We start from the raw sequence: 20,297 nt of genomic DNA, 5'->3' as shown, positions 1-20,297 counted from the left end.
GCCTACCGCGGCTCGACCGCCAGCAGGTCGATGCCCAGCAGTGCGTCGATCGCCGCGAGGCTCCCCTCGTCGGCCGGCGCCCGCAGCACGAAGTCGTCGATCGCCTGCAGCGCGGCCGGCGTGTCGAGGTCGCTCGCGATCGTCACGCGCAGCCACGGCACGATGCTGTCCTCGAGCGAGGGGTCGTCGCCGGGCGTGCGCGCCCACGCCGCCCAGCGGTCGAGCCGCTCCTCTGCCGCCTCGAGCTCCTCGTCCTGCCACTCCCAGTCGGCGCGCCAGTGGTGCGCGAGGAGCGCCAGCCGGATCGCGGCCGGGCGCGCGCCCGCCTCGCGCAGCCGCGAGACCAGCACGAGGTTGCCGAGCGACTTCGACATCTTCGAGCCGTCGTAGGCGACGAGGCCCGCGCCCATCCGGATCTCGCTGAACAGCGGGGCGCCGAGCGCGAGCGCGTGGTGCGCCTGCAGCTCCTGGTGCGGGAAGCGCAGGTCGCGCCCGCCGGCGGCGACCGTGAACGGCGAGCCCAGCTCGTCCATCGCGATCTCGGTGCACTCCACGTGCCAGCCGGGCCGGCCGCGGCCGACGGCGGACTCCCACGCCGGCTCCCCCGGCCGCTCCGCGCGCCACAGCAGCGGGTCGAGCGGCGAGCGCTTGCCGGGCCGGTCGGGGTCGCCGCCGAACTCGCGCGTGAGCGCGACCATCTCGTCGTGGTCGGTGCGGCTGCCGAGGCCGATCGGGAACGCACGCGTGCGCGTCGTGTCGAAGAGCACGTCGTGCGCGCCCTCGGCGGCCCCGTCGCCCTCCGGCACCGGCAGCAGGTACGCATCCCCGGAGTCGACCATCCGCCGCACCGCGTCGCCGATCCGATCGATCCGCTCGGTCACGGCGATCCAGGCGTCGGGCGGGATGACGCGCAGCGCGGCCATGTCCTCGCGGAAGAGCTCCTGCTGCTGCTCCGCGAGCTCGCGCCAGTCGACGCCGTCGCGGGCGGCGCGCTCGAGCAGCGGGTCGTCGACGTCGGTCGAGTTCATCGCGGTGCGCACCGGGACGCCGGCGTCGAGCCATGCCCGCGTGAGCGTGTCGAAGGCGAGGTAGGTGAACGCGTGGCCGAGGTGCGTCGCGTCGTACGGCGTGATCCCGCACGTGTACATCGTGGCGCTGTCGCCGTAGGGCACGACGACGCGGTCGTCGCGCTTCGTGTCGTGCACCGCGGGCCGCTCCCCCCGGCCGAGGCCGAGGTCGTCGAGCGACGGGACGTCGGGCCGCTGCCAGGCCCTCACAGCGGCTGGATCCAGCCGGCGGCGAGCAGCACGAGCAGCACGGCGCCGAGCGCGATGCGGTAGAGCACGAACGGCGCGAAGCTGCGCCGCGAGATGAACGCCATGAGCCACTTGATGACGACGAGGCCGACCACGAACGCGACGAGCGTCGCGACGATCGTCGGTCCCCAGCCGAGGCCGATCGACGACGGCTCGGTGAACGCCTGGTACGTCTCGTAGAGGCCCGAGCCGAACACGGCGGGGATCGCGAGGAGGAAGGCGTACTTCGCCGCGGCGGGCCGCTCGTACCCGAGCGCGCGGCCGACCGTCACGGTCGCGCCCGAGCGCGAGACGCCCGGGATGAGCGCGAGCACCTGGCCGACGCCCACGAGGAGGCCGTCGCGATAGGTGATGGTCTCGAGCGTCTTCACGCGGCGGCCCCAGATGTCCGCGGCGCCGAGGATGAGGCCGAAGACGATGAGCACGGTCGCGGTGATCCAGAGGCTGCGCAGCTGGTCGCGGATGAGCGACTGGAACAGCACGCCCGCCACGACGATCGGGATCGTGCCGATGATGACGAGCCAGCCCATCTTCACGTCCGGGTCGTCCTTCGCGACCTTGCCGCCGAGCGCCCCGAACCACTTCGAGATGATGCGCACGATGTCGCGCCAGAAGAACAGCACGACCGCGAGCTCGGTGCCGATCTGCGTGATGGCGGTGAAGGTGGCGCCCGGGTCCTCCGCGCCCGGCAGGAACAGCCCCGCGATGCGCAGGTGCGCGCTCGAGGAGATGGGGAGGAACTCGGTCGCGCCCTGCAGCGCGCCGAGGAAGATCGCGATCAGCCAGTCCATGGGTCTCTCAGTAGGTGAGCAGGAGGTCCTCGAGCACGTCGGTGCCGAAGTCGAGGGCGTCGAGGGGCACCCGCTCGTCGACGCCGTGGAACATCGCGGCGAAGTCGAGGTCGGGCGTGAGCCGGAGGGGCGCGAAGCCGTAGCCGGCGATGCCGAGCGCGGCGAGCGACTTGTTGTCGGTGCCGCCGGAGAGCATGTACGGCAGCACCGGGGCATCCGGGTCGTGGCGGCCGAGGGAGGCGGTCATCGCCTCGACGAGGCCGCCGGAGAACGGCTGCTCGAGCCCGATGTCGCCGTGCACGAGCTCGACCTCGATGTCGTCGCCCACGAGCGCCCGGATGGCGTCGATCGCCTCCCGCTCGCGGCCCGGCAGCGGGCGCACGTCGATGCGCGCCTCCGCGACCGAGGGGATGACGTTGTGCTTGTAGCCGGCGTCGAGCATCGTCGGGTTGGCGGTGTGGCGCAGGCTCGAGCGGAGGAAGCGCGCGATCGAGCCGGTGCGCTCGGCGACCTCGTCCGGGTCCGCGCCCTCCATGTCGGTGAGCCGTGCGATGCGCGCGACGAGCTCGCGGGTCGTGTCGGTGAGCTCGACGGGGAACTCGTGCTCCCCCACCGCGGCGACCGCGCGGGCGAGCTTCGTGACCGCGTTGTCGCGCATCCGCTGCGAGCCGTGGGCGGCGGTGCCGCGGGCGCGCAGCAGGATCCACTGCAGCGCCTTCTCGGCGGTCTGCAGCAGGTACGCGCGCTGCCCGGCGATCTCGACGGAGTAGCCGCCGACCTCGCTGATGGCCTCGGTCGCGCCCTCGAACAGCTCGGGGTGGTGCTCGACGAGCCAGTGCGCGCCGTACGCCCCGCCCGCCTCCTCGTCGGCGAAGAAGGCGACGACGATGCCGCGGCGCGGGCGCCGGCCTGCGGCGAGGATGCGCTCGAGCGACGCGAGGATCATCGCGTCCATGTCCTTCATGTCGACGGCGCCGCGGCCCCAGAGGAGGCCGTCGCGCACCTCGCCCGCGAAGGGGTCGACGCTCCACTCGGCGGCGTCGGCGGGCACGACGTCGAGGTGGCCGTGCACGACGAGCCACGGGAGGGTCGGATCCTCCCCCTCGATGCGCGCGACGACGCTCGCGCGTCCCGGCGCCGACTCGTAGGTGGTGCTCTCGACGCCCATCGCGGCGAGCACCTCGGTGACGTAGGCGGCGGCGTCGGCCTCGCCGTTCGAGCGGCCGCCGCCCCAGTTCTGGGTGTCGAAGCGGATGAGGTCCCTGGCGAGCACGGCGGTGCGGGAGAGGGCGTCGGTCACCGGTCAAGGCTAGTCCTCCGCGGATCCCGGACTCGTCCGCCGCGGGGACGATGGGCTGCACGCCCGGTGGTCATCGGGGCCCCTCCGTGCGTGCTAATGTTCTTCACGGCCCACCGAGTGGTCCGACACCTTGCGCGGGTGGCGGAATTGGCAGACGCGCTAGCTTGAGGTGCTAGTGCCCGTATTAGGGCGTGGGGGTTCAAGTCCCCCCTCGCGCACGAATGAAGGCCCCGGAGCGATCCGGGGCCTTCGTCGTATCCGGGTGGTGTCGGCCGGGGCGTCGGCGTCCGTGTCGGCGGCCGATGGCACCGTGCCGGGCATGGCACTCGACACCGATGTCCGCGACCGCCTGTTCGCCTCCGGCGCGATCCCGATCCTCGCGATCGAGCGGCCTGGCCGAGCGCCCGTCGCCGTGCCGATCTGGCACGCGGTCGAGCCCGACGGCACCGCGTGGATCGTCACGCCGCGGGACTCGCTGAAGGCGCGGCTCCTGCGCGAGGCGGGGCGCTGCGCGCTCGTCGTCGACGAGGTCGAGCCGGAGGTGCGCTACGCGAGCGCGGAGTGCGACGTGGTCGCCGAACGTCCCGCGACGCGGGAGGACGCGGCCCGGATGGCGCGCCGCAACCTGCCGCCGGAGGCGGCGGAGGCGTACATCGCGTGGGCCGAGGGAGGCGGGATCGGTCCGGAAGTCGTCTTCGTCCTGCGGCCGGTCGCGTGGCTCTCGGCCCAGATGGGGTGAGCGGGTCGCCCCGCTGGTCGAGGAGCGCGCCGCCGCAGGCGGCACGCGTCTCGAGACCACCCGCACCGCGAGCCGGCCATGTCAGTGGCCCGTGGTCAGATGAGGGCATGCCGACGGAGCCCGTGATCGACGCAGACGCCCACATCGGGCTCGTGCGCGCCGGGCTGCTGCTCGATCCCTCGGGTGCTGCGGCCGACGAGCTGGAGGCGTCGCTCGACGCGGCCGAGGCGGACTGGCTCGAGCGGCTGCTGGCGTTGAGCGATGCGCAGGTCGCGGCCTTGGCCGAGGCGGGCGCGAACCTGCCGCGGCGCGCTGAGGCGCCCATGACCGATGCTGAGCGGCATGCTCGGCTCGATGAGGGATTCGCGGCCGAGCTCCGTGCGCTCGACGCGCAGGCGGCGCGCATCGCCGGCCGGCGTCGCGCCCTGCTCGCCGAGCATCTGCGACGGGCGAGCCGCCGCGGTGGCGACGCGACGATGCAGGTGCGCGAGCTCGCGACGATCGCGGCGGCGGAGCTGCGCGTCTCGGACGTGGCGATGGAGCGCGCGATGACCGAGGCGGTCGCGATCGTCGAGGAGCTGCCGCTCGCGCACGCCGCGGCGTGCGAGGGCCGGCTGTCGGCCTCGCACCTGCGGGTGCTGGACGCGGAGACGCTGCCGCTGCGGCTCGATGCCGCGGTGGCGCCGGAGTTGCGGGCGCGGGTGGAGGCGGAGCTGGTCGCGATCGCCGAGAGGACGACGCCGGCGAGGCTGCGGCGTCGGGCGGGGCGGATCGTGGATGCGGCGCTGTCGGCGCCGCTGCAGCAGCGGTACGACGCCGCCCGCGAGGAGCGGCACGTGCGCCTCCACGAGCTGCCCGACGGGATGTGCGAGGTCGCCGCCCGGATGCCCGCGCTGCTCGGTGCCGCGATCCTCGACCGCCTCACGCAGGCCGTCCGCGCCCTGCCGGCTGACGATCCCCGCACGATCGACCAGCGGCGCGCCGACGCGCTGGCGGAGCTGCTGCTCTGCGGGCAGGCGCCCGACGACGCCCACGCCGCCTCCGCGATCACGCCCGTCGTCACCGTCACGATCCCCGCCACGGCGCTGCTGGCCGACGACGGCGCGGCCGACCCGGACCCGGCGTCGCTCCACGGGCGGATGCTCGTCGACCCCGCCACCGCCCGTGCCATCGCGGCCGGCGCGTCCGGCTGGGACCGGCTCTTCCTCTCCCCCGTCACCGGCCGCGCGCTCGCCGTCGACCGCTACCGGCCGTCCGCGGCGCAGCGCCGCTGGCTGCGCGCCCGCGACGGCCGCTGCCGCTTCCCCGGCTGCGGCGCGCCCGCCCTCCGCGCCGACGCCGACCACACCCGCGAGCACGCCCACGGCGGCCCGACCGCCGACGGGAACCTCGCGCACCTGTGCAGGCGCCACCACACCATCAAGCACGCCACCCGCTGGCACGTCCGTCAGCTCTCCGGCGGCGTCCTCGAGTGGACCAGCCCCACCGGCACCATCCTCACCGACGAGCCCGAGCCGCCGCCCCGGCCCCGCATCCCGAGCTTCCACGACCCCAGACCCGCACGCGCTCGCGGCCCGCCCGGCCGCCCGCACCCCTTCTGAGATCCCCCTCGACCAGCGGGCCCGAGCGCGGCTTCCTCGACCAGTGGGGCGCTCGACCAGATGACGGCGTCCCAGCGGCACCCGCTCAGCCTTCCGCAGGGCTGCCCGGCTACCGTCGTGCCATGTCCGTCTTCGACAGCATCCGCCGCTCCGGCTTCCGCCGCGGCCCCTCGCGCCTCCTCGCCGGCATCTGCGGCGGCATCGCCGCCAAGCTCGGCGTCAGCCCGCTCGTCGTGCGCATCGTCACGCTCCTCCTCTTCCTGCTGCCGGTCGTCGGCTGGGGCCTCTACCTCGTGCTCTGGGTCGTGACCCCGAACCAGTCGGGCTCCATCCCGCTCGAGCGGTGGCTCGGACGCCGCTGAGTCCTCCTGCCTGAACGGCACCATCTCGTCGGTCGTCGGCGGGATCCCGCCTCGCACGCGGAGCAGCGCGATGGTTGGCTGAGCGCATGCGCGCCATCCTCGTCGTCGACGTCCAGGACTCCTTCCTCGCTCGCGAGGACGAGTGGGCGCAGGTCTCCGCCCCGGACATCGTCGAGCGCATCGGCCGCGTCGTCGAGCACGGCCGCGCATCCGGCGACGCCGTCGTCTGGGTCCTGCACGAGGAGCCCGGCTCCGGCGGCCCGTTCGATCCAGCGCTCGGCCACGTGCGCCTCCAGGCCGGCCTCGAGCCGGGCGACGGCGATGTGCGCATCGCCAAGCGCGTCCACAGCGCGTTCGCGGGCGCCGACGCCGACGGCACCGGCCTCGACGAGCGACTCCGCGCCCTCGGCGTCGACGAGGTCGTCATCACCGGCATCCGAACCGAGCAGTGCTGCGAGACCACGGCACGCGCCGCGAGCGACCTCGGCTACGCCGTGACGTTCGTGCTCGACGCCACCGCCACGCATCCGCATCCCGCATGGGACGGCGGCACGATCACCGCCGCCGAGATCCAGCGAGCCACCGGCTCGGCGCTCCACGGCCGGTTCGCGACGGTCGCCACGATCGGCGCTCTGCTCGCCGATCGCCATCGGGCAGCATGAGACGACTCTCATCCCAGCCTCCGCCGTGACCGGCCGACCGGTCGCTAGCCTGACGGGCGATCGAGGAGGTGGCGGATGGCGGTGGAAGAGGTGGCCGGGCACCGGCACGAGCGGCGGCTGCCGCTGGGCGCTGTGCTGCTCGGGGCGCTCCTCGTGGTCGACCTCGGCCTCATCGCGCTGCATCTCAGCCACACGCTCGCCGGGGCAGGGACGTACGGCCAGTGGAGCCTCGCGGCGGACGGCGGCTGGGGCGAGCTGTACCAGTATCTGAAGTGGTCGTGGCTCTCGCTCGGGCTCGTCGTGCTGGCCTGGGTCGGCCGTGAGTGGCGCTGGCTGCCGCTGTCGGCCACGTTCGGCGTGCTGCTCCTGACCGACGCCTTCCTCCTCCACGAGCAGCTCGGCCGCCGCGTCGGCATCGCGATCGACGTCGCGGTGCCGCATGTGCCCGCCGTCGAGCTGGGGGGCCTCGTCGTCATCGCGGCGTTCGGCGCGGTCCTCGTGCCTGCGGTCGTGATCGCCTGGGCGACATCGCGCGGCCGCGTGCGCGACCGGAGCTCGCGCGTCATCGCCCTCGGTGCCGGCCTCGTCGTCGTCGGGGTGCTCGTCGACGTGGCGGCCGCCACCTTCCTCCCCGTCGAGGTCAAGCGGGTCTGGGGCGATCTGCTCGAGGATGGCGGTGAGATGCTCCTCGCGAGCGCGATGCTCTGGGTCGTGGCGCTCGAGGCGCTCCACGCGCTCGCACCGACGGCGCCCCGCGAGTCGCCGGTGCCGGCCTAGTCGCCGCCGGACGGCCCCGTGTCGTCGCGCTTGCGCTCGCGCCGCAGCATGCTCGCCGGAGCGACCGCCGCCGCGCCGAAGCGGTCGTGCACCGCATCCATCGCCCGCTCCGCGCTGCCCCAGGTGGCGGAATCGTCCCACAGCAGGCCGTGGTCGGCGGCGTCCTGCACCGAGCTCGCCCGCACGCCGAGCAGCCGCACGGGCGGGATCTCGCCGAGCGCGTCGAGCAGCGACCACGCCGTCTCGACGATGACGCGCGTCACGTCGGTGGGCTCCGTGAGCGTCCGCGACCGCGTGATCGTGCGGAAGTCGTGGAACCGCACGGTGAGCGTGATCGTGCGCCCCTGCACGCCCTTGTCGCGCAGCCGGCGCCCGACCCCCGTCGCGAGCCGCAGCAGCTCGCTCTGCAGCTCGCCCCGGTCGGTGACGTCGCGGAAGAACGTGTGGTTGTGGCCGAACGACTGCTCGTGGCCCCGCTCCTGCGCCTCGCGCTCGACGACCGAGCGGGGATCCCGCGCCCACGCGAGCGCGTGCAGGTGGGCTCCCGTCGCCTCGCCGAACCACGCGGAGAGCCGCTCCTGGCTCGTGCGCGCCACGTCGCCGACGGTGTGCAGGCCGTAGCGCGCGAGCCGCTCCTGCTGCTTCGGGCCGACGCCCCACAGCGCCGACACCGGCTGCGGGTGCAGGAACTGGATCACGCGGTCGTCCGGCACGACGAGGAGGCCGTCGGGCTTCGCCCGCGAGGACGCGAGCTTCGCGACGTACTTCGTCGACGCGGCCCCGATCGAGGCGACGAGCCCCGTCTCGGCGCGCACCCGGCCACGGATCGCCGGCCCGATCCGGTTCGCGCCGCCCGACAGCCGCCGCACCCCCGCGATGCCCACGAACGCCTCGTCGATGCCGAGCCGTTCCACCTCGGGCGAGACGTCGTCGAGGATCGCCATCACCTGCTTCGACAGCGTCGAGTACAGCCGGAAGTCCGGCTCGAGGATCACGGCCGTCGGGCAGAGCCGCAGCGCCCGCGCCATCGGCATGGCGGAGTGCACGCCGTACCGGCGGGCCTCGTAGGTCGCCGCCGTCACGACCGAGCGCGACGAGTCGTGCCCGATCACCACCGGCAGGCCGACCAGGTCGGGCCGCGAGAGCAGCGACGCCGACGCGAAGAAGGCGTCGAGGTCGACGTGGAGGATCGTGGCCGTCGAGTCGTCGACGTCGGGGCCGGAGACGAGGCGGTCGGAGCCGTCCTGCTTGCTCACGGCCCGTCCTGCTTGCTCACGCCTCCATGCTGGCACGGCCCGCCCACACGCCGTCGGAGGTGGACGCCCGACCAGGTTCCGGGTGCAGGATGGAGGCATGCAGCACCCGGGCATGGAGCACCCCTACTCCAGATACGTCGCGATCGGCGACAGCTTCACGGAGGGGGTCGGCGACGAGGAGCCGGACCTCCCCAACGGCGTCCGGGGCTGGGCCGACCGGGTCGCCGAGGAGCTCGCGCGCACCCGCACCGACCTCGGCTACGCGAACCTCGCCATCCGCGGCCGGCTCCTCGACCAGATCGTCGCCGAGCAGCTCGACGCCGCGATCGCCCTCGAGCCCGACCTCGTCACCATCTCGGCCGGCGGCAACGACCTCATCCGACCGGGCGGCGACCCCGACGCGATCGCAGCCAGGCTCGACGGCGTCGTCGGGCGCCTCCGCGCCACCGGCGCCGAGGTGGTGCTCTTCAACGGCCCCGACATCGCCATGACCCCGGTGCTGCGCGCCATCCGCGGCAAGGTCGGCATCTACAACGCGAACCTCCACGGCATCGCCGCGAAGCACGGCGCCGTCGTCGCCGACATGTGGTCCGCCCGCCAGCTGCAGCAGCCGCAGATGTGGGCGCCCGACCGCCTCCACTTCGCGCCGCTCGGCCACCACACGATCGCGATCCTCGTGCTCGACGCCCTCGGCGTCCACCACGAGCTCGCGCCCCTCGAGCCCGAGCCGCTCCCCCACCGCACGCGCCAGCAGATGCGCATGGAGGACCTCCACTGGGCGCGCGAGCACCTCGCGCCGTGGGTGGTGCGGCGCCTCCGCGGGCAGTCGTCGGGCGACACGATCCACCCGAAGCGGCCGACGCCGGGCCCGGTGCTGCCCTTCGAGCACCTCGACTAGCGGCGCGCGCCGCCGGGCGCGCTCACCAGAGCCCGTACCACCCGAGCACCTCGACCGCGTTGGCGAGCCGCCACTGCACGTCGGGCCCCGGCAGCATCCCGCCCGTGCGCACCGGCACCGCGATGCGCTCCTCGCCGACGACCGCCCACGCCTCGCCGACCTCGCCGCGCGGCGCGTCGACCTCCACCGAGCGCACCTCGGCGCTCGCGCTCGGCACGATGTCGCCGAAGGAGTCGACCGCGATGTCGGCCGTCGTCGTCGCCTCGACCGTGTCGCCCCACGGGGCGCGGTACTCGGCGACCACGGTGCCCTCCGGCAGCGAGACCCGCTCGCCGAAGTCGTCCCAGAGCGACTCGACGAGCGCGAGCATCTGCGCGTCGATGCCGTCGGCGGTGATGGTGCCCATGACGATCGCGACCACGCGCCGCTGCTCGCCGTCGACCGTCCGCACCGCGGTCGCGAAGAGGTTGCGCCCCCAGACGCGCAGCGTGCCGGTCTTGCCGCCGTCGACGTCGCCCTCGCCGAGGATCCGGTTCGTGTTCGGGGCGATGCCGATGCCGGGGATGCGCACCGACTCCAGCTGGAGGGTTCCGAGGATCACGGGGTCGTCGACCGCCATGAGGCCGATCTGCACGAGGTCGGCCGCGCTCGAGACGCTCGCCGCGTCGAGGCCCGAGGGGTCGGCGAGGTCGGTCTGCGTGAGGCCGTGACGGGCGGCGAAGTCGTCGGCGGCCGTGAGGAAGCCGTCGATCGACCCGAAGCCCCAGCGCGCGAGCGACCAGGCGGCGTTCGCGGCGGAGTCGACGAGCGCCCACTCCACGAGGTCGCGCTGCGACACGACCATGCCGTCGTAGACGGGCGCGATCGGCGCGTTGTCGGCGATCGCGGCGCCGAGCGCGTCGACGTCGGCGGAGTCGAGGACGATGTCGGCGCCCCTGGAGTCGGACGCGATCGGGTGCCGGTCGAGCACCACGAGCACGGTGACGAGCTTCGTCACGCTCGCCATGGGGTGCGCGTCGGTGCTGCCGGCGGTGCGCGCGGAGCCGTCGACGCCGACGACGCCGTACCCGGCGCTGCGCGAGTCCGGCCATTCGACCGACGCGGCCTCCGCCTCCGGCTCGGCGGCGATCGGCACCGCCGTCGCCTCGACCGCCGGCGCCGGCGCGAACGCGACCGCGGTCGCGAGCACGACGGCGACCGCGAGGCCGAGCACGACGAGCGAGCGCAGCAGCACGACGCCCCAGGGCGTCCGCCGCGATCGCTGCGTCGCCGCCGTGACGGTCACGCGCCGCCCCGCGGCGGACGCAGCGCCCACATCGCGACCGCGGCGGCCGCGGCGACGTTGAGCGAGTCGACCCCGTGGAGCATGGGGATGACCACCGTGCGGTCGGCGGCGGCGAGCGCCCGCGCGTCGAGGCCGGGGCCCTCGGAGCCGAGCAGCAGCGCGACCCGCTCGGGCGGCGCGGCCGCGTAGTCGGCGAGGTCGACGGCATCGTCGCGGAGCGCGAGCGCGGCCACCTCGAAGCCCGCCTCGCGCAGGAGCGGCATCGCCTCCGGCACTGCCGGGATGCGCGTCCACGGCACCTGCAGCACCGTGCCCATCGAGACGCGGACGCTGCGACGGTAGAGCGGGTCGGCGCTCGTGGGCGTCACGAGCACGGCGTCGGCGCCGATGCCTGCCGCCGAGCGGAAGGCCGCCCCGACGTTCGTGTGGTCGACGAGGCCGTCGAGGATGACGACGCGGCGGGCGTCGGCGAGCAGCGCCGCCGGGTCGGGCAGCGCGGGGCGCTGCATGGCGGCGAGCGCGCCGCGGTGCAGGTGGAAGCCGGTGAGCGCCTCGAGCACGGGCTCCTCGCCGACGAAGACCGGCACGTCGCGGCCGTCGAGCACCTCCTCGACCTGCGGCAGCCACCGCGGCGCGACGAGCACGCTGCGCGGCTCGTGGCCGGCGCGGAGCGCCCGCTCGAGCACGGTCTGCGACTCTGCGATGTAGAGGCCGCGCTCGGGCTCGGTGCGGCGGCGCAGCGCCACGTCGGTGAGCGAGACGTAGTCCTCGAGGCGAGGGTCCTCCAGCGACTCGATCGCGATGACGGCCATCCGGACCTCCCTTCCGCCAGCTCAGATCGTACCGGCGGATAGGCTGTCGACCGTGCTCGACGCAGCGATCTCCCTCCTCCGCGGCCGCCGCATCGCGGTGGTCACGGGCGCCGGGATCTCGACCGACTCCGGCATCCCCGACTACCGCGGCGAGGGCGCCCCGCCGCGCACGCCGATGGTGTTCGACACCTTCCGCTCGAGCGAGGACGCGCGCCGCCGCTACTGGGCCGGCAGCCACCTCGGCTGGCGCCGCTTCACCTCCGTGCACCCCAACGACGGGCACCGCGCGCTCGCGCTCATGGAGGAGGCCGGCCTCATCACCGGCATCGCGACGCAGAACGTCGACGACCTGCACGAGCGCGCCGGCAGCCGCAGGGTCACGCACGTGCACGGGCAGATGCACACCGTCTCGTGCCTGCAGTGCGGCACGGCCTTCGACCGCGAGCGGATCGCCGCTGACATCGAGGCGCTGAACCCCTGGATCGTCGTGCCCGAGCAGGTGCGCCTGCAGCCCGACGGCGACGTCGAGATCGACGCCTCGCAGGACTTCCACGTGCCGCCGTGCCCCGTCTGCGGCGGCATCCTCAAGCCCGACGTCGTCTTCTTCGGCGAGCTCGTGCCCACCGACGTGTTCGCGGCAGCGCGCGACATCGTCGCCGAGGGCGACGCCGTGCTCGTCGCCGGCTCGTCGCTCGTCGTGAACTCCGGCACGCGGCTGCTCGAGGTCGCGCGGCGCAAGGCCGTGCCGATCGTCATCATCAACCGCGGGCCGACGCGCTGGGATGCGAGGGCCGCGGTGCGGGTCGAGGGCGGCACGAGCGAGCTGCTCACCGAGCTCGCCGACGCGCTCGTCGCGCCGTTCTAGCGCCGACCCGCCGCCCTCGCCCGTCCGGCGACGACCTCCTCCAGGAACCGCGCGAGCCGCTCCCCCGAGTCGCGCCACGACCACCGCGCCGCGTGCGCGAGCGAGGCGCGCGAGCGTGCCGCCCACGCCCCCTCGAGCGCCCGCACCGCATCCGCGAGCGCCCGCGCGTCGCCGACCGGGAACCGCAGCGCCGCCTCGCCGCCCACCTCGCGGAAGATCGCGGTGTCGGCCACGACGGCGGGCACGCCGAGGCTCATCGCCTCGAGGATGGGGATGCCGAAGCCCTCGTCGTGCGAGGCGTGGACGAACGCCGTGGCGCTGCGCAGCAGCTCGACGTAGCCCTCGTCGGAGATGCCGTCGTGGAAGACCAGTCGTGCACCGGGCGCGACGGCCTCGAGCCGCGCCCGCTCGGCGGCGTCGACGCGGCTGCACAGGTGCAGCTCGTGCTCGGGCAGGATGGCGGCGGCGCGCACGAGCGTGTCGACGTCCTTGTAGGGCATGAACGAGCCCATGTAGACGAGCCTGCGGGTCGGCGGCGCGTCGTGCACGACGGGCGCGCCGAGGTCGGCCGCGGCGTTCGGCACGACCGCCACCGGGCGGCGCGTGAGCCGGTGCTCGGCGATGAGCGACCGCGTCGTCTCCGACACCGTCACGACCCCGTCGACGCCGTTCAGCAGCATCCGCTGCGGGGCGAACGAGAGGTGGTAGAGCCGCCAGAGCGCGCGGACGGGCGCCGGCAGGTTCCGCGGCGGCGTCGGATGGCGGTAGTAGATGAGGTCGTGCACCGTCGTGACGAGCGGCCAGGCGCGGCCCGCGGATCCGATGGTCTGCATGGGCGAGAACGCCACGTCGACGTCGACGTGCCGGAGGCGCCGCGCGGCGAGCGGCTCGAGCGGGCCCGTGGGCGACGGCCCGAGCACGTGCGGGAGGTCCGGCAGCATCGCGAGCTGCCGCGCGTCGCTCACGAGCATCGTCACCTCGTGGTGCCGCGCGAGCTCGTGGACGAGCTCGGCCGAGTAGCGCGAGATGCCGTCGTGCCGCTCGAGGCGCACGTAGCGGCAGTCGAAGAGCACCCTCACGCGGCGGCCCCGCCGACGGACCCGCCGGCCTCCTCCGCGAGGAACCGGCGCACGATCGCCGCCGCCTCGCGCGGCCGCTCGTAGTGCACGAGGTGGCCCACGCCCGTCAGCACCGAGAGGCGCGCGTCCGGGAAGGTCGCGCGCAGCCGGTGCTGGTGCGCGAGCGGCGTGATGTCGTCGCGGTCGGCCGCGATGAGCTGCACGGGCTGCCGGATGCTCGCGGCGACCTCGCCGACGGTGTGGCGGATCGAGGCGTCGAAGGCCTCGAGCACCGCCTGCCGCGACGCGTAGGTGGAGAAGTAGCGGTCGTGCTGCTCGTGGATCCAGGCGCGCAGCGCCCGGTCGCGCGTCTTCGCCATGAATGCGCTCATGCCGCGCACGATCGGCGGCGCGCCGAGCAGCGCGAGCCCCGCGCGCTCGGGCAGCGCCGCGGCGGCGCGGTAGTAGCCGAGCGCCGCGAGCGAGCCGAGGCGGCTGCCCCCCTCGAGCGCGGGCGTCGCGATGGGGTTGACGAGCACGATGCGGCTCGTGTCGAGGCCGCGCGCCGCGGCGTGGGCGACGACGATCGAGCCGAAGGAGTGGCCGAGCACCGGTGCGCCGGGCGCGAGCTCGGCGACGAGCGCGATGAGGTGGTCGGCGTAGGCGTCGATGCTCGCGAGCGGCAGCGCGTCGGAGGCGCCGAAGCCCGGCAGGTCGGGCGCGATGACGCGGAGGCCCGGCAGGTGCGCCGCGATCGGCTCGAGGCCGTGGTGGTCGCCGCGGAAGCCGTGCACGAAGACGACGGGCGGCGCGTCCTCGGCGCCGTACTCGAACACGGCGGTCGACGTGCCCGCCGCCTCGACGCGGCGCTCGCGCTGCGGCAGCGCCTCCAGCAGGTCGGAGAAGGGCGAGGGCGTCGGCACCCGCCGAGCCTACCGGCGTGCGTGGGCGGCCGCCGGTACCGTCGACGCATGGCCGAGACGATGCTGCACCGCCCGATCCTCGAGGTGAGCCCCGCGGCTCCCGATCGCTGGATCGACCGGCTCGTCGTGTTCGACCTCGAGACCACGGGCGTCGACCCGCGCGAGGCCCGCATCGTCACCGCGTACGTGGGCGTGCTCGACGCCGCGGGCGCGGTCGTCGCCGAGCGGCACTGGCTCGCCGACCCCGGCATCGAGATCCCCGAGGGCTCCGTCGCCGTGCACGGCATCACCACCGAGCGCGCCCGCGCGGAGGGCCGGCCCGCCGCCGAGGTCGTCGCCGAGGTCCGCGATGCGATCGCCGGCCACCTCGCCGACGGCCTGGCCGTGTGCGCCTACAACGCCGCCTACGACGTGTCGCTCCTCACGGCCGAGTGCGCGCGCCACGGCCTCGACCCGCTCGTCGTGCGCCCCGTCATCGACCCGCTCGTGCTCGACAAGCAGCTCGACCGCTACCGCCGCGGCAAGCGCACGCTGGGCCTCGTCGCCGAGCACTACGGCGTGCGGCTCGTCGACGCGCACGACGCGTCGGCCGACGCGATCGCGGCCGGCCGCATCGCCCAGGCGATGACGGGCCGCTTCGAGGAGCTGCGCATCGACCCCATCTCGCTCCACCAGCGCACCGAGCAGTGGGCCGAGGCCCAGGCGGCCGACTTCGAGGAGTTCCGCCGCCGCACCGACCCGTCGTTCACCGCGGGCCGCGGCTGGCCGCTGCGCGCCTGAGCCCAGCGGTCCGGGAACGACGGAGGGGCGGCGAGCAGATGCTCGCCGCCCCTCCGGACGCTCGTGGGTCGGCTCAGCCGCCGAAGCCCTTGTAGCGGTTCTTGAACTTCTCGACGCGGCCGGCCGAGTCCATGATGCGCTGCTTGCCCGTGTAGAACGGGTGCGAGGCCGAGGAGATCTCGACGTCGATGACCGGGTAGGTCGTGCCGTCGAGCTCGATCGTCTTGTCGCTCGTCATCGTGGAGCGCGTGAGGAACGTCTCGCCCGAGGCGAGGTCGCGGAACACGATCGGCTGGTAGTCGGGGTGGATCTCGGTCTTCATGGTCGTCCTTGGTCGCTCGAGCGAGGGAAGTCTGGAATCGGCCACATGTGGGCCGACAGACGAATATACCAGGCGCGGTGCCGCCGGGCCAGTCTCAGCGCGCCGCGCGCGCCGTCCACCGGCCGTCCTCCTGGCGCACGCGCAGCGGCGCGCCGAAGGTCTCGGTGAGGCGCTCGTCGGTGAGCACCTCGGCGAGCGGGCCCGCCGCGACGACGCGGCCGGCCGAGAGCAGCAGGCCGTGCGTGAAGCCCGGCGGGATCTCCTCGACGTGGTGCGTCACCATGACGATCGCGGGCGCGAGCGAGCTCGAGGCGTAGTCCTCGAGCGACTCGAGCAGCGACTCGCGCGCGCCGAGGTCGAGGCTGCCGGCCGGCTCGTCGAGGAGCATGAGCTCGGGGTCGGTCATGACGGCCCTGGCGATCTGCACGCGCTTGCGCTCGCCGTCCGAGAGGGTGCCGAACGTGCGGGTCGAGAGGCTCGTGAGGTCCCACGCGTCCATCACCTCGGCGGCGCGCTCGAGGTCGACCGACTCGTACCGCTCCTGCCAGCGGCCGGTGACGGCATAGGCGGCGGTGAGGATGACGTCGCCGACGCGCTCCCACGCGGGGATGCGGCGCGCGAGCGCCGTCGCGGCGAGGCCGATGCGGGTGCGCAGCTCGAACACGTCGACGCGCCCCAGCCGCTCCCCCAGCACGTCGACCGTGCCGCTCGAGGGGTGCGTGGCGGCCGCGGCGAGCTGCAGGATCGTCGACTTGCCGGCGCCGTTCGGGCCGAGGATCACCCAGCGGTCGGCCTCGTCGACCGACCAGGTGACCGAGTCGAGGATGCGGTTGCCGTCTCGGACGAACGAGACGTCGGTGAGCTCGAGGACGCTGGCCATGGGAGCGAGCCTATCGAGCCGTGAGCCCGCCTCAGCGCGCGGCGCGCTCGGCGACCACCTGCTCGTACACCTCGCGCGTCCGCTCGGCGATGCGGCCCCAGTCGAAGCGCTCGCGCGCCCGCTCCCGGCCGGCCTCGCCCATCCGGCGCGCCGCCTCCGGGTCGGCGAGCACGCGGGTGAGCGCGGCGGCGAGGTCGGCCTCGAAGCGCTCGGGGTCGGTGGGGCGGCCCGTGCCGTCCTGCACCTGGTCGATCGGCACGAGCACGCCGGTCACGCCGTCGTCGATGACCTCGGGGATGCCGCCGGTCGCGCTGCCGACGACGGCCGCGCCGCACGCCATGGCCTCGAGGTTCACGATGCCGAGCGGCTCGTAGACGCTCGGGCAGACGAACGTGGTGGCGTGGGTGAGGAGCGCCCGCAGGTCCTCGCGCGGCAGCACCTCGTCGATCCAGACGACGCCCTCCCGCTCGGCGCGCAGCTCCTCGACGAGGCCGCGCACCTCGGCCATGATCTCGGGGGTGTCGGGCGCGCCGGCGCACAGCACGAGCTGCGCCTCCGGCGGGAGCGCCCGGGCGGCGCGCAGCAGGTGCGGGAGGCCCTTCTGGCGCGTGATGCGGCCGACGAAGACGACGGAGGGGCGGTCGGGGTCGAGGCCCAGCTCGCGCGCGCGGTCCGCGTCCGGGTTCGGCGCCCAGTCGTCGAGGTCGATGCCGTTGACGATCGTGACGACCTTCTCGGGATCGAGCGAGGGGTAGCTGCGGAGGATGTCGGCGCGCATGCCGTCGGAGACGGCGATGACCCGGTCGGCGGCCTCGTACGCGCGGCGCTCGATGTCGCTCGAGATCGCGTAGCCGCCGCCGAGCTGCTCGGCCTTCCACGGGCGCAGCGGCTCGAGCGAGTGGGCGGTGACGACGTGCCCGACCCCGTGCAGCTGCTGGGCGAGGCGGCCCGCCTCGTTCGCGTACCAGGTGTGCGAGTGCACGACGTCGGCGCCCGCGCAGGCGTCGGCGATCTGCAGGTCGACCGCGATCGTCTGCAGCGCGGCGTTCGCGTCGGCGAGCTCGGCGGGCACGTCGTAGGCCGTCACGTCGGCCTCGTCGCGCGGGGCGCCGAAGCAGCGCACCTGCACCTCGTCGGTGCGCCGCAGCGCACGCACGAGCTCCGTGACATGGACCCCGGCGCCGCCGTAGATCGCGGGCGGATACTCCTTCGAGATGACGTCGACTCGCACGGCACGAGACTATCCCGCGGTCCCCCGCGCGACCCATCCCCGCATCCGCCCGCATGTACCCCATCCGCCTGGGGGCCGTCCAGCAGCATGTGGCCCCGCTCCCAGCCCTCGGCCCTAGTGTGGAGCCATGGACACGGCGCGCCGCATCGACAAGAAGGTCTTCGGCATCGTGCTGGCGGGCGGCGAGGGCAAGCGGCTCATGCCGCTCACCGCGGATCGGGCCAAGCCCGCCGTGCCGTTCGGCGGCGCGTACCGGCTCATCGACTTCGCGATCTCGAACCTCATCAACTCCGGGCTCCGCCAGATCGTGGTGCTCACCCAGTACAAGTCGCACTCGCTCGACCGCCACATCTCGCAGGTGTGGCGCATGTCGAACATGCTGAACTCCTACGTCACCTCGGTGCCCGCGCAGCAGCGCACCGGCAAGCAGTGGTTCGCCGGCAGCGCCGACGCGATCTACCAGAGCCTCAACCTCATCGTCGACGAGAAGCCCGACATCGTCGTCGTGGTCGGCGCCGACCACGTCTACCGCATGGACTTCTCGGACATGATCCACGCGCACATCAAGTCGGGCGCGAAGGCGACCGTCGCGGGCATCCGCCAGCCGATGGAGCTCGCCGACCAGTTCGGCGTCATCGAGGCCGAGGAGACCGGGGCCATCAAGGCCTTCCACGAGAAGCCCGCCGACGCGCAGCCGTACGCCGTCGGCCCCGGCGAGATCCTCGCGTCGATGGGCAACTACGTCTTCGACGCCGACGCGCTCGTCGATGCCGTCACGCAGGACGAGGCCATCGAGGGCTCGAACCACGACATGGGCGGCGACATCATCCCCTGGTTCGTGGACCGCGGCGAGGCGCACGTCTACGACCTCAAGGAGAACACGGTCCCGGGCGCGACCGAGCGCGACAAGTACTACTGGCGCGACGTGGGCACGATCGAGTCGTTCTTCGACGCCCACATGGACCTCATCTCGGCGCTGCCGATCTTCAACCTCTACAACCGCGACTGGCCGATCTACACGCAGCAGGTGAACATGCCCCCGGCGAAGTTCACGCGGGATGCGTGGGGTCGCGCGGCCGACGTGAACGAGGCGATCGTGGGTGCGGGCTCCGTGGTGCAGGGCGCCTCCGTCGTCCGCAGCGTCGTCGCGCCGTGGTGCACGATCGACGCGGGCGCGACCGTCTCGGACGCGATCCTCTTCGACCAGGTGAAGGTGGGCGCGGGCGCCGTCGTGCGGCGCGCGATCGTCGACAAGGACGTCGAGATCGGCCCGAACGTCGCGGTCGGCGTCGACCACGACCACGACCGGGCGCGCGGACTGTCGGTCTCCGCCAGCGGCATCGTCACCGTGCCCAAGGGCACGAAGCTCCACGCGTGAGCGTCCTCGTCGTCACCGACGTCGACTCGACCCTCATCCGCGACGAGGTGATCGAGCTGCTCGCGCGCGCGGTCGGGCCGGATGCGGAGGCGCACGTCGCCGCGGTCACCGAGCGCGCGATGCGCGGCGAGCTCGACTTCGCCGCCTCGCTCGCCGAGCGCCTCCTCATCCTCGAGGGGCTGCCGGCATCGGTCGTCGACGACGCCCGCGCGGCCGTCACCGTCACCGACGGCGTGCCGGAGCTCGTCGCGGCGGTGCACGCGCTCGGCGGCGCGGTCGCGGCCGTCTCGGGCGGCTTCCACGAGGTGCTCGACCCGCTCGCGGCCGAGCTGCGCATCGATCACGCGCGGGCGAACCGCCTCGAGGTGGTCGACGGGCGGCTCACGGGGCGCTCGACCGGCCCCGTGATCGACGGCGCCGCGAAGCGCGACACGCTCGAGTCGCTGCGGCTCAACCTCGGCATCCCGCGCGAGCGGATCATGGCCGTCGGCGACGGCGCCAACGACCTCCTCATGATGGAGGCGGCGGGCATCTCGGTCGCGTTCTGCGCGAAGCCGCTCGTGCGCGAGCGCGCCACCCACGTCGTCTCGGTGCCCGACTTCCGCGAGCTCATCCCGCTGCTGCCGGGCTGACGGTCAGCGCTCGAGGAGCGCCCGCAGCCGGTCGAGGTCGGCGCGCACCGCGGCGGCGTCGGCCTCGAACGCCTCGTCCGTCACGCCGTCGAGGTGCCGGAGCGTGAAGACGACCTCGGCGCCGTGCGGATGCGGGAGCACCCGGAGCGGGTTCAGCACGACGGCGCCGTCCGGCAGCGTCACCGCGTGGTCGAGCACGCCGAGGTCGTTCCGCGGCGCGAAGCGCACCCGCACCTCCCCCATCGGCGAGTCGACGACGAGCGCGGCCGGATCGGCCGGGTCGGGACGCGGGTCGCCCGCGGCGAGCCCGGCAGCCCACTCGGCGAGGTGCTCGCGCGCGAACGCCGCGACCGCCGCGGGGTCGCGGCGGACGACGACGGCGAGGTGGCGGGACTCCATCGCGGCTCCGGCCCGTCGCTCCGGATGCGG

General features: G+C 74.2%; 22 protein-coding genes and 1 tRNA gene. 11 read left to right on the top strand and 12 right to left on the bottom strand.

All coding sequences use genetic code 11. The features are described from left to right. Positions 1 to 2: 2 nt before the first annotated feature. From IEW90_RS07945 to IEW90_RS07935, 3 genes are read right to left on the bottom strand one after another with little or no spacing between them, the layout of a single operon-like run. The gene (locus IEW90_RS07945; RefSeq protein ID WP_188717619.1) at positions 3 to 1,277 is read right to left on the bottom strand and encodes a cysteine--1-D-myo-inosityl 2-amino-2-deoxy-alpha-D-glucopyranoside ligase; all 1,275 of its coding nucleotides are present in this window, start codon (positions 1,275 to 1,277) and stop codon (positions 3 to 5) included. Beyond that, positions 1,274 to 2,107, bottom strand: a complete 834-nt coding sequence (locus IEW90_RS07940; protein WP_188717618.1) for an undecaprenyl-diphosphate phosphatase — start codon at positions 2,105 to 2,107, stop codon at positions 1,274 to 1,276. Before IEW90_RS07940 ends, IEW90_RS07945 begins: the two co-directional genes overlap by 4 nt. Positions 2,108 to 2,114: 7 nt before the next feature. Then, on the bottom strand, positions 2,115 to 3,407 hold the full coding sequence (locus IEW90_RS07935; RefSeq protein ID WP_188717617.1) for a M20/M25/M40 family metallo-hydrolase: 1,293 nt from the start codon (positions 3,405 to 3,407) through the stop codon (positions 2,115 to 2,117). A gap of 132 nt (positions 3,408 to 3,539) precedes the next feature. On the opposite strand from IEW90_RS07935, the gene IEW90_RS07930 reads away from it, so the two are divergent. From IEW90_RS07930 to IEW90_RS07905, 6 genes are all read left to right on the top strand, one after another. Further along, a tRNA-Leu gene (locus IEW90_RS07930) sits at positions 3,540 to 3,625 on the top strand. A gap of 101 nt (positions 3,626 to 3,726) precedes the next feature. After that, entirely contained in the window at positions 3,727 to 4,146 is a 420-nt protein-coding gene (locus IEW90_RS07925; protein WP_188717616.1) for a pyridoxamine 5'-phosphate oxidase family protein, read from the top strand. A gap of 107 nt (positions 4,147 to 4,253) precedes the next feature. Continuing rightward, positions 4,254 to 5,747, top strand: coding sequence for an HNH endonuclease signature motif containing protein (locus IEW90_RS07920; protein ID WP_188717615.1), 1,494 nt, complete (start codon positions 4,254 to 4,256; stop codon positions 5,745 to 5,747). Positions 5,748 to 5,869: 122 nt separating this feature from the next. Next, positions 5,870 to 6,109: a PspC domain-containing protein gene (locus IEW90_RS07915; protein WP_188717614.1), complete on the top strand. Its 240-nt coding sequence runs from the start codon at positions 5,870 to 5,872 to the stop codon at positions 6,107 to 6,109. Between the two features lie 86 nt (positions 6,110 to 6,195). Continuing rightward, complete coding sequence (locus tag IEW90_RS07910; RefSeq protein WP_188717613.1) at positions 6,196 to 6,771, top strand: isochorismatase family protein; 576 nt, start codon at positions 6,196 to 6,198, stop codon at positions 6,769 to 6,771. A 75-nt stretch (positions 6,772 to 6,846) separates the two neighbouring features. Continuing rightward, on the top strand, positions 6,847 to 7,548 hold the full coding sequence (locus tag IEW90_RS07905; protein WP_188717612.1) for a DUF8692 domain-containing protein: 702 nt from the start codon (positions 6,847 to 6,849) through the stop codon (positions 7,546 to 7,548). Here IEW90_RS07905 and dinB read toward each other — a convergent pair. Further along, positions 7,545 to 8,804, bottom strand: coding sequence for a DNA polymerase IV (gene dinB, locus IEW90_RS07900; protein ID WP_229679544.1), 1,260 nt, complete (start codon positions 8,802 to 8,804; stop codon positions 7,545 to 7,547). The two genes, IEW90_RS07905 and dinB, sit on opposite strands and share 4 nt — an antisense overlap. A gap of 97 nt (positions 8,805 to 8,901) precedes the next feature. Between dinB and IEW90_RS07895 the strand changes: the two genes are divergently transcribed. Further along, positions 8,902 to 9,702: an SGNH/GDSL hydrolase family protein gene (locus IEW90_RS07895; RefSeq protein ID WP_188717610.1), complete on the top strand. Its 801-nt coding sequence runs from the start codon at positions 8,902 to 8,904 to the stop codon at positions 9,700 to 9,702. A gap of 22 nt (positions 9,703 to 9,724) precedes the next feature. Here the strand turns inward: IEW90_RS07895 and IEW90_RS07890 are convergent, their stop codons facing one another. Together IEW90_RS07890 and IEW90_RS07885 are read right to left on the bottom strand one after the other, a co-directional pair. Then, entirely contained in the window at positions 9,725 to 10,987 is a 1,263-nt protein-coding gene (locus IEW90_RS07890) for a D-alanyl-D-alanine carboxypeptidase family protein (RefSeq protein WP_188717609.1), read from the bottom strand. Continuing rightward, positions 10,984 to 11,799: a TrmH family RNA methyltransferase gene (locus IEW90_RS07885; RefSeq protein WP_188717608.1), complete on the bottom strand. Its 816-nt coding sequence runs from the start codon at positions 11,797 to 11,799 to the stop codon at positions 10,984 to 10,986. Before IEW90_RS07885 ends, IEW90_RS07890 begins: the two co-directional genes overlap by 4 nt. Here IEW90_RS07885 and IEW90_RS07880 point away from each other — a divergent pair. Next, positions 11,789 to 12,664, top strand: coding sequence for a Sir2 family NAD-dependent protein deacetylase (locus IEW90_RS07880; protein ID WP_188717607.1), 876 nt, complete (start codon positions 11,789 to 11,791; stop codon positions 12,662 to 12,664). The two genes, IEW90_RS07885 and IEW90_RS07880, sit on opposite strands and share 11 nt — an antisense overlap. Here the strand turns inward: IEW90_RS07880 and IEW90_RS07875 are convergent. Further along, positions 12,661 to 13,743: a glycosyltransferase family 4 protein gene (locus tag IEW90_RS07875; RefSeq protein ID WP_188717606.1), complete on the bottom strand. Its 1,083-nt coding sequence runs from the start codon at positions 13,741 to 13,743 to the stop codon at positions 12,661 to 12,663. The genes IEW90_RS07880 and IEW90_RS07875 overlap by 4 nt on opposite strands. Beyond that, positions 13,740 to 14,645: an alpha/beta fold hydrolase gene (locus tag IEW90_RS07870; protein WP_188717605.1), complete on the bottom strand. Its 906-nt coding sequence runs from the start codon at positions 14,643 to 14,645 to the stop codon at positions 13,740 to 13,742. Before IEW90_RS07870 ends, IEW90_RS07875 begins: the two co-directional genes overlap by 4 nt. Before the next feature lie 48 nt (positions 14,646 to 14,693). Between IEW90_RS07870 and IEW90_RS07865 the strand changes: the two genes are divergently transcribed. Then, complete coding sequence (locus IEW90_RS07865; protein WP_229679543.1) at positions 14,694 to 15,425, top strand: exonuclease domain-containing protein; 732 nt, start codon at positions 14,694 to 14,696, stop codon at positions 15,423 to 15,425. A 73-nt stretch (positions 15,426 to 15,498) separates the two neighbouring features. Here IEW90_RS07865 and IEW90_RS07860 read toward each other — a convergent pair whose 3' ends face one another. From IEW90_RS07860 to glgA, 3 genes are all read right to left on the bottom strand, one after another. Next, a complete protein-coding gene (locus IEW90_RS07860) occupies positions 15,499 to 15,747 on the bottom strand; it encodes a type B 50S ribosomal protein L31 (RefSeq protein WP_188717604.1) in 249 nt (82 codons plus the stop codon). Between the two features lie 94 nt (positions 15,748 to 15,841). Further along, positions 15,842 to 16,627, bottom strand: a complete 786-nt coding sequence (locus IEW90_RS07855) for an ABC transporter ATP-binding protein (RefSeq protein ID WP_188717603.1) — start codon at positions 16,625 to 16,627, stop codon at positions 15,842 to 15,844. A 31-nt stretch (positions 16,628 to 16,658) separates the two neighbouring features. Beyond that, positions 16,659 to 17,858, bottom strand: a complete 1,200-nt coding sequence (gene glgA / locus IEW90_RS07850; RefSeq protein WP_188717602.1) for a glycogen synthase — start codon at positions 17,856 to 17,858, stop codon at positions 16,659 to 16,661. Positions 17,859 to 17,985: 127 nt separating this feature from the next. Between glgA and glgC the strand changes: the two genes are divergently transcribed. Beyond that, complete coding sequence (gene glgC, locus IEW90_RS07845; RefSeq protein ID WP_188717601.1) at positions 17,986 to 19,236, top strand: glucose-1-phosphate adenylyltransferase; 1,251 nt, start codon at positions 17,986 to 17,988, stop codon at positions 19,234 to 19,236. Further along, positions 19,233 to 19,868, top strand: a complete 636-nt coding sequence (gene serB / locus IEW90_RS07840; RefSeq protein WP_188717600.1) for a phosphoserine phosphatase SerB — start codon at positions 19,233 to 19,235, stop codon at positions 19,866 to 19,868. Before glgC ends, serB begins: the two co-directional genes overlap by 4 nt. A gap of 3 nt (positions 19,869 to 19,871) precedes the next feature. On the opposite strand, the gene IEW90_RS07835 is transcribed toward serB, so the two are convergent. Then, a complete protein-coding gene (locus IEW90_RS07835; RefSeq protein ID WP_188717599.1) occupies positions 19,872 to 20,267 on the bottom strand; it encodes an SRPBCC family protein in 396 nt (131 codons plus the stop codon). Positions 20,268 to 20,297 lie beyond the last annotated feature (30 nt).

The sequence above is a fragment of the Agrococcus terreus genome, assembly GCF_014645235.1.
Taxonomy (GTDB): Bacteria; Actinomycetota; Actinomycetes; order Actinomycetales; family Microbacteriaceae; genus Agrococcus; species Agrococcus terreus.
The sequence above is the reverse complement of the archived record's forward strand: the minus strand, read 5'-3'. Positions and strand labels throughout refer to the sequence as shown.

Excerpts from the sequence above, each read along its gene's own strand:
- IEW90_RS07905 (WP_188717612.1), top strand. The coding sequence starts at position 6,847 with ATGGCGGTGGAAGAGGTGGCCGGGCACCGGCACGAGCGGCGGCTGCCG.
- IEW90_RS07925 (WP_188717616.1), top strand. The coding sequence starts at position 3,727 with ATGGCACTCGACACCGATGTCCGCGACCGCCTGTTCGCCTCCGGCGCG.
- IEW90_RS07940 (WP_188717618.1), bottom strand. The coding sequence starts at position 2,107 with ATGGACTGGCTGATCGCGATCTTCCTCGGCGCGCTGCAGGGCGCGACC.
- IEW90_RS07895 (WP_188717610.1), top strand. The coding sequence starts at position 8,902 with ATGCAGCACCCGGGCATGGAGCACCCCTACTCCAGATACGTCGCGATC.
- IEW90_RS07865 (WP_229679543.1), top strand. The coding sequence starts at position 14,694 with ATGGCCGAGACGATGCTGCACCGCCCGATCCTCGAGGTGAGCCCCGCG.
- IEW90_RS07835 (WP_188717599.1), bottom strand. The coding sequence starts at position 20,267 with ATGGAGTCCCGCCACCTCGCCGTCGTCGTCCGCCGCGACCCCGCGGCG.
- IEW90_RS07860 (WP_188717604.1), bottom strand. The coding sequence starts at position 15,747 with ATGAAGACCGAGATCCACCCCGACTACCAGCCGATCGTGTTCCGCGAC.
- IEW90_RS07915 (WP_188717614.1), top strand. The coding sequence starts at position 5,870 with ATGTCCGTCTTCGACAGCATCCGCCGCTCCGGCTTCCGCCGCGGCCCC.
- IEW90_RS07855 (WP_188717603.1), bottom strand. The coding sequence starts at position 16,627 with ATGGCCAGCGTCCTCGAGCTCACCGACGTCTCGTTCGTCCGAGACGGC.
- glgC (WP_188717601.1), top strand. The coding sequence starts at position 17,986 with ATGGACACGGCGCGCCGCATCGACAAGAAGGTCTTCGGCATCGTGCTG.
- IEW90_RS07885 (WP_188717608.1), bottom strand. The coding sequence starts at position 11,799 with ATGGCCGTCATCGCGATCGAGTCGCTGGAGGACCCTCGCCTCGAGGAC.
- IEW90_RS07920 (WP_188717615.1), top strand. The coding sequence starts at position 4,254 with ATGCCGACGGAGCCCGTGATCGACGCAGACGCCCACATCGGGCTCGTG.
- IEW90_RS07880 (WP_188717607.1), top strand. The coding sequence starts at position 11,789 with ATGACGGCCATCCGGACCTCCCTTCCGCCAGCTCAGATCGTACCGGCG.
- IEW90_RS07910 (WP_188717613.1), top strand. The coding sequence starts at position 6,196 with ATGCGCGCCATCCTCGTCGTCGACGTCCAGGACTCCTTCCTCGCTCGC.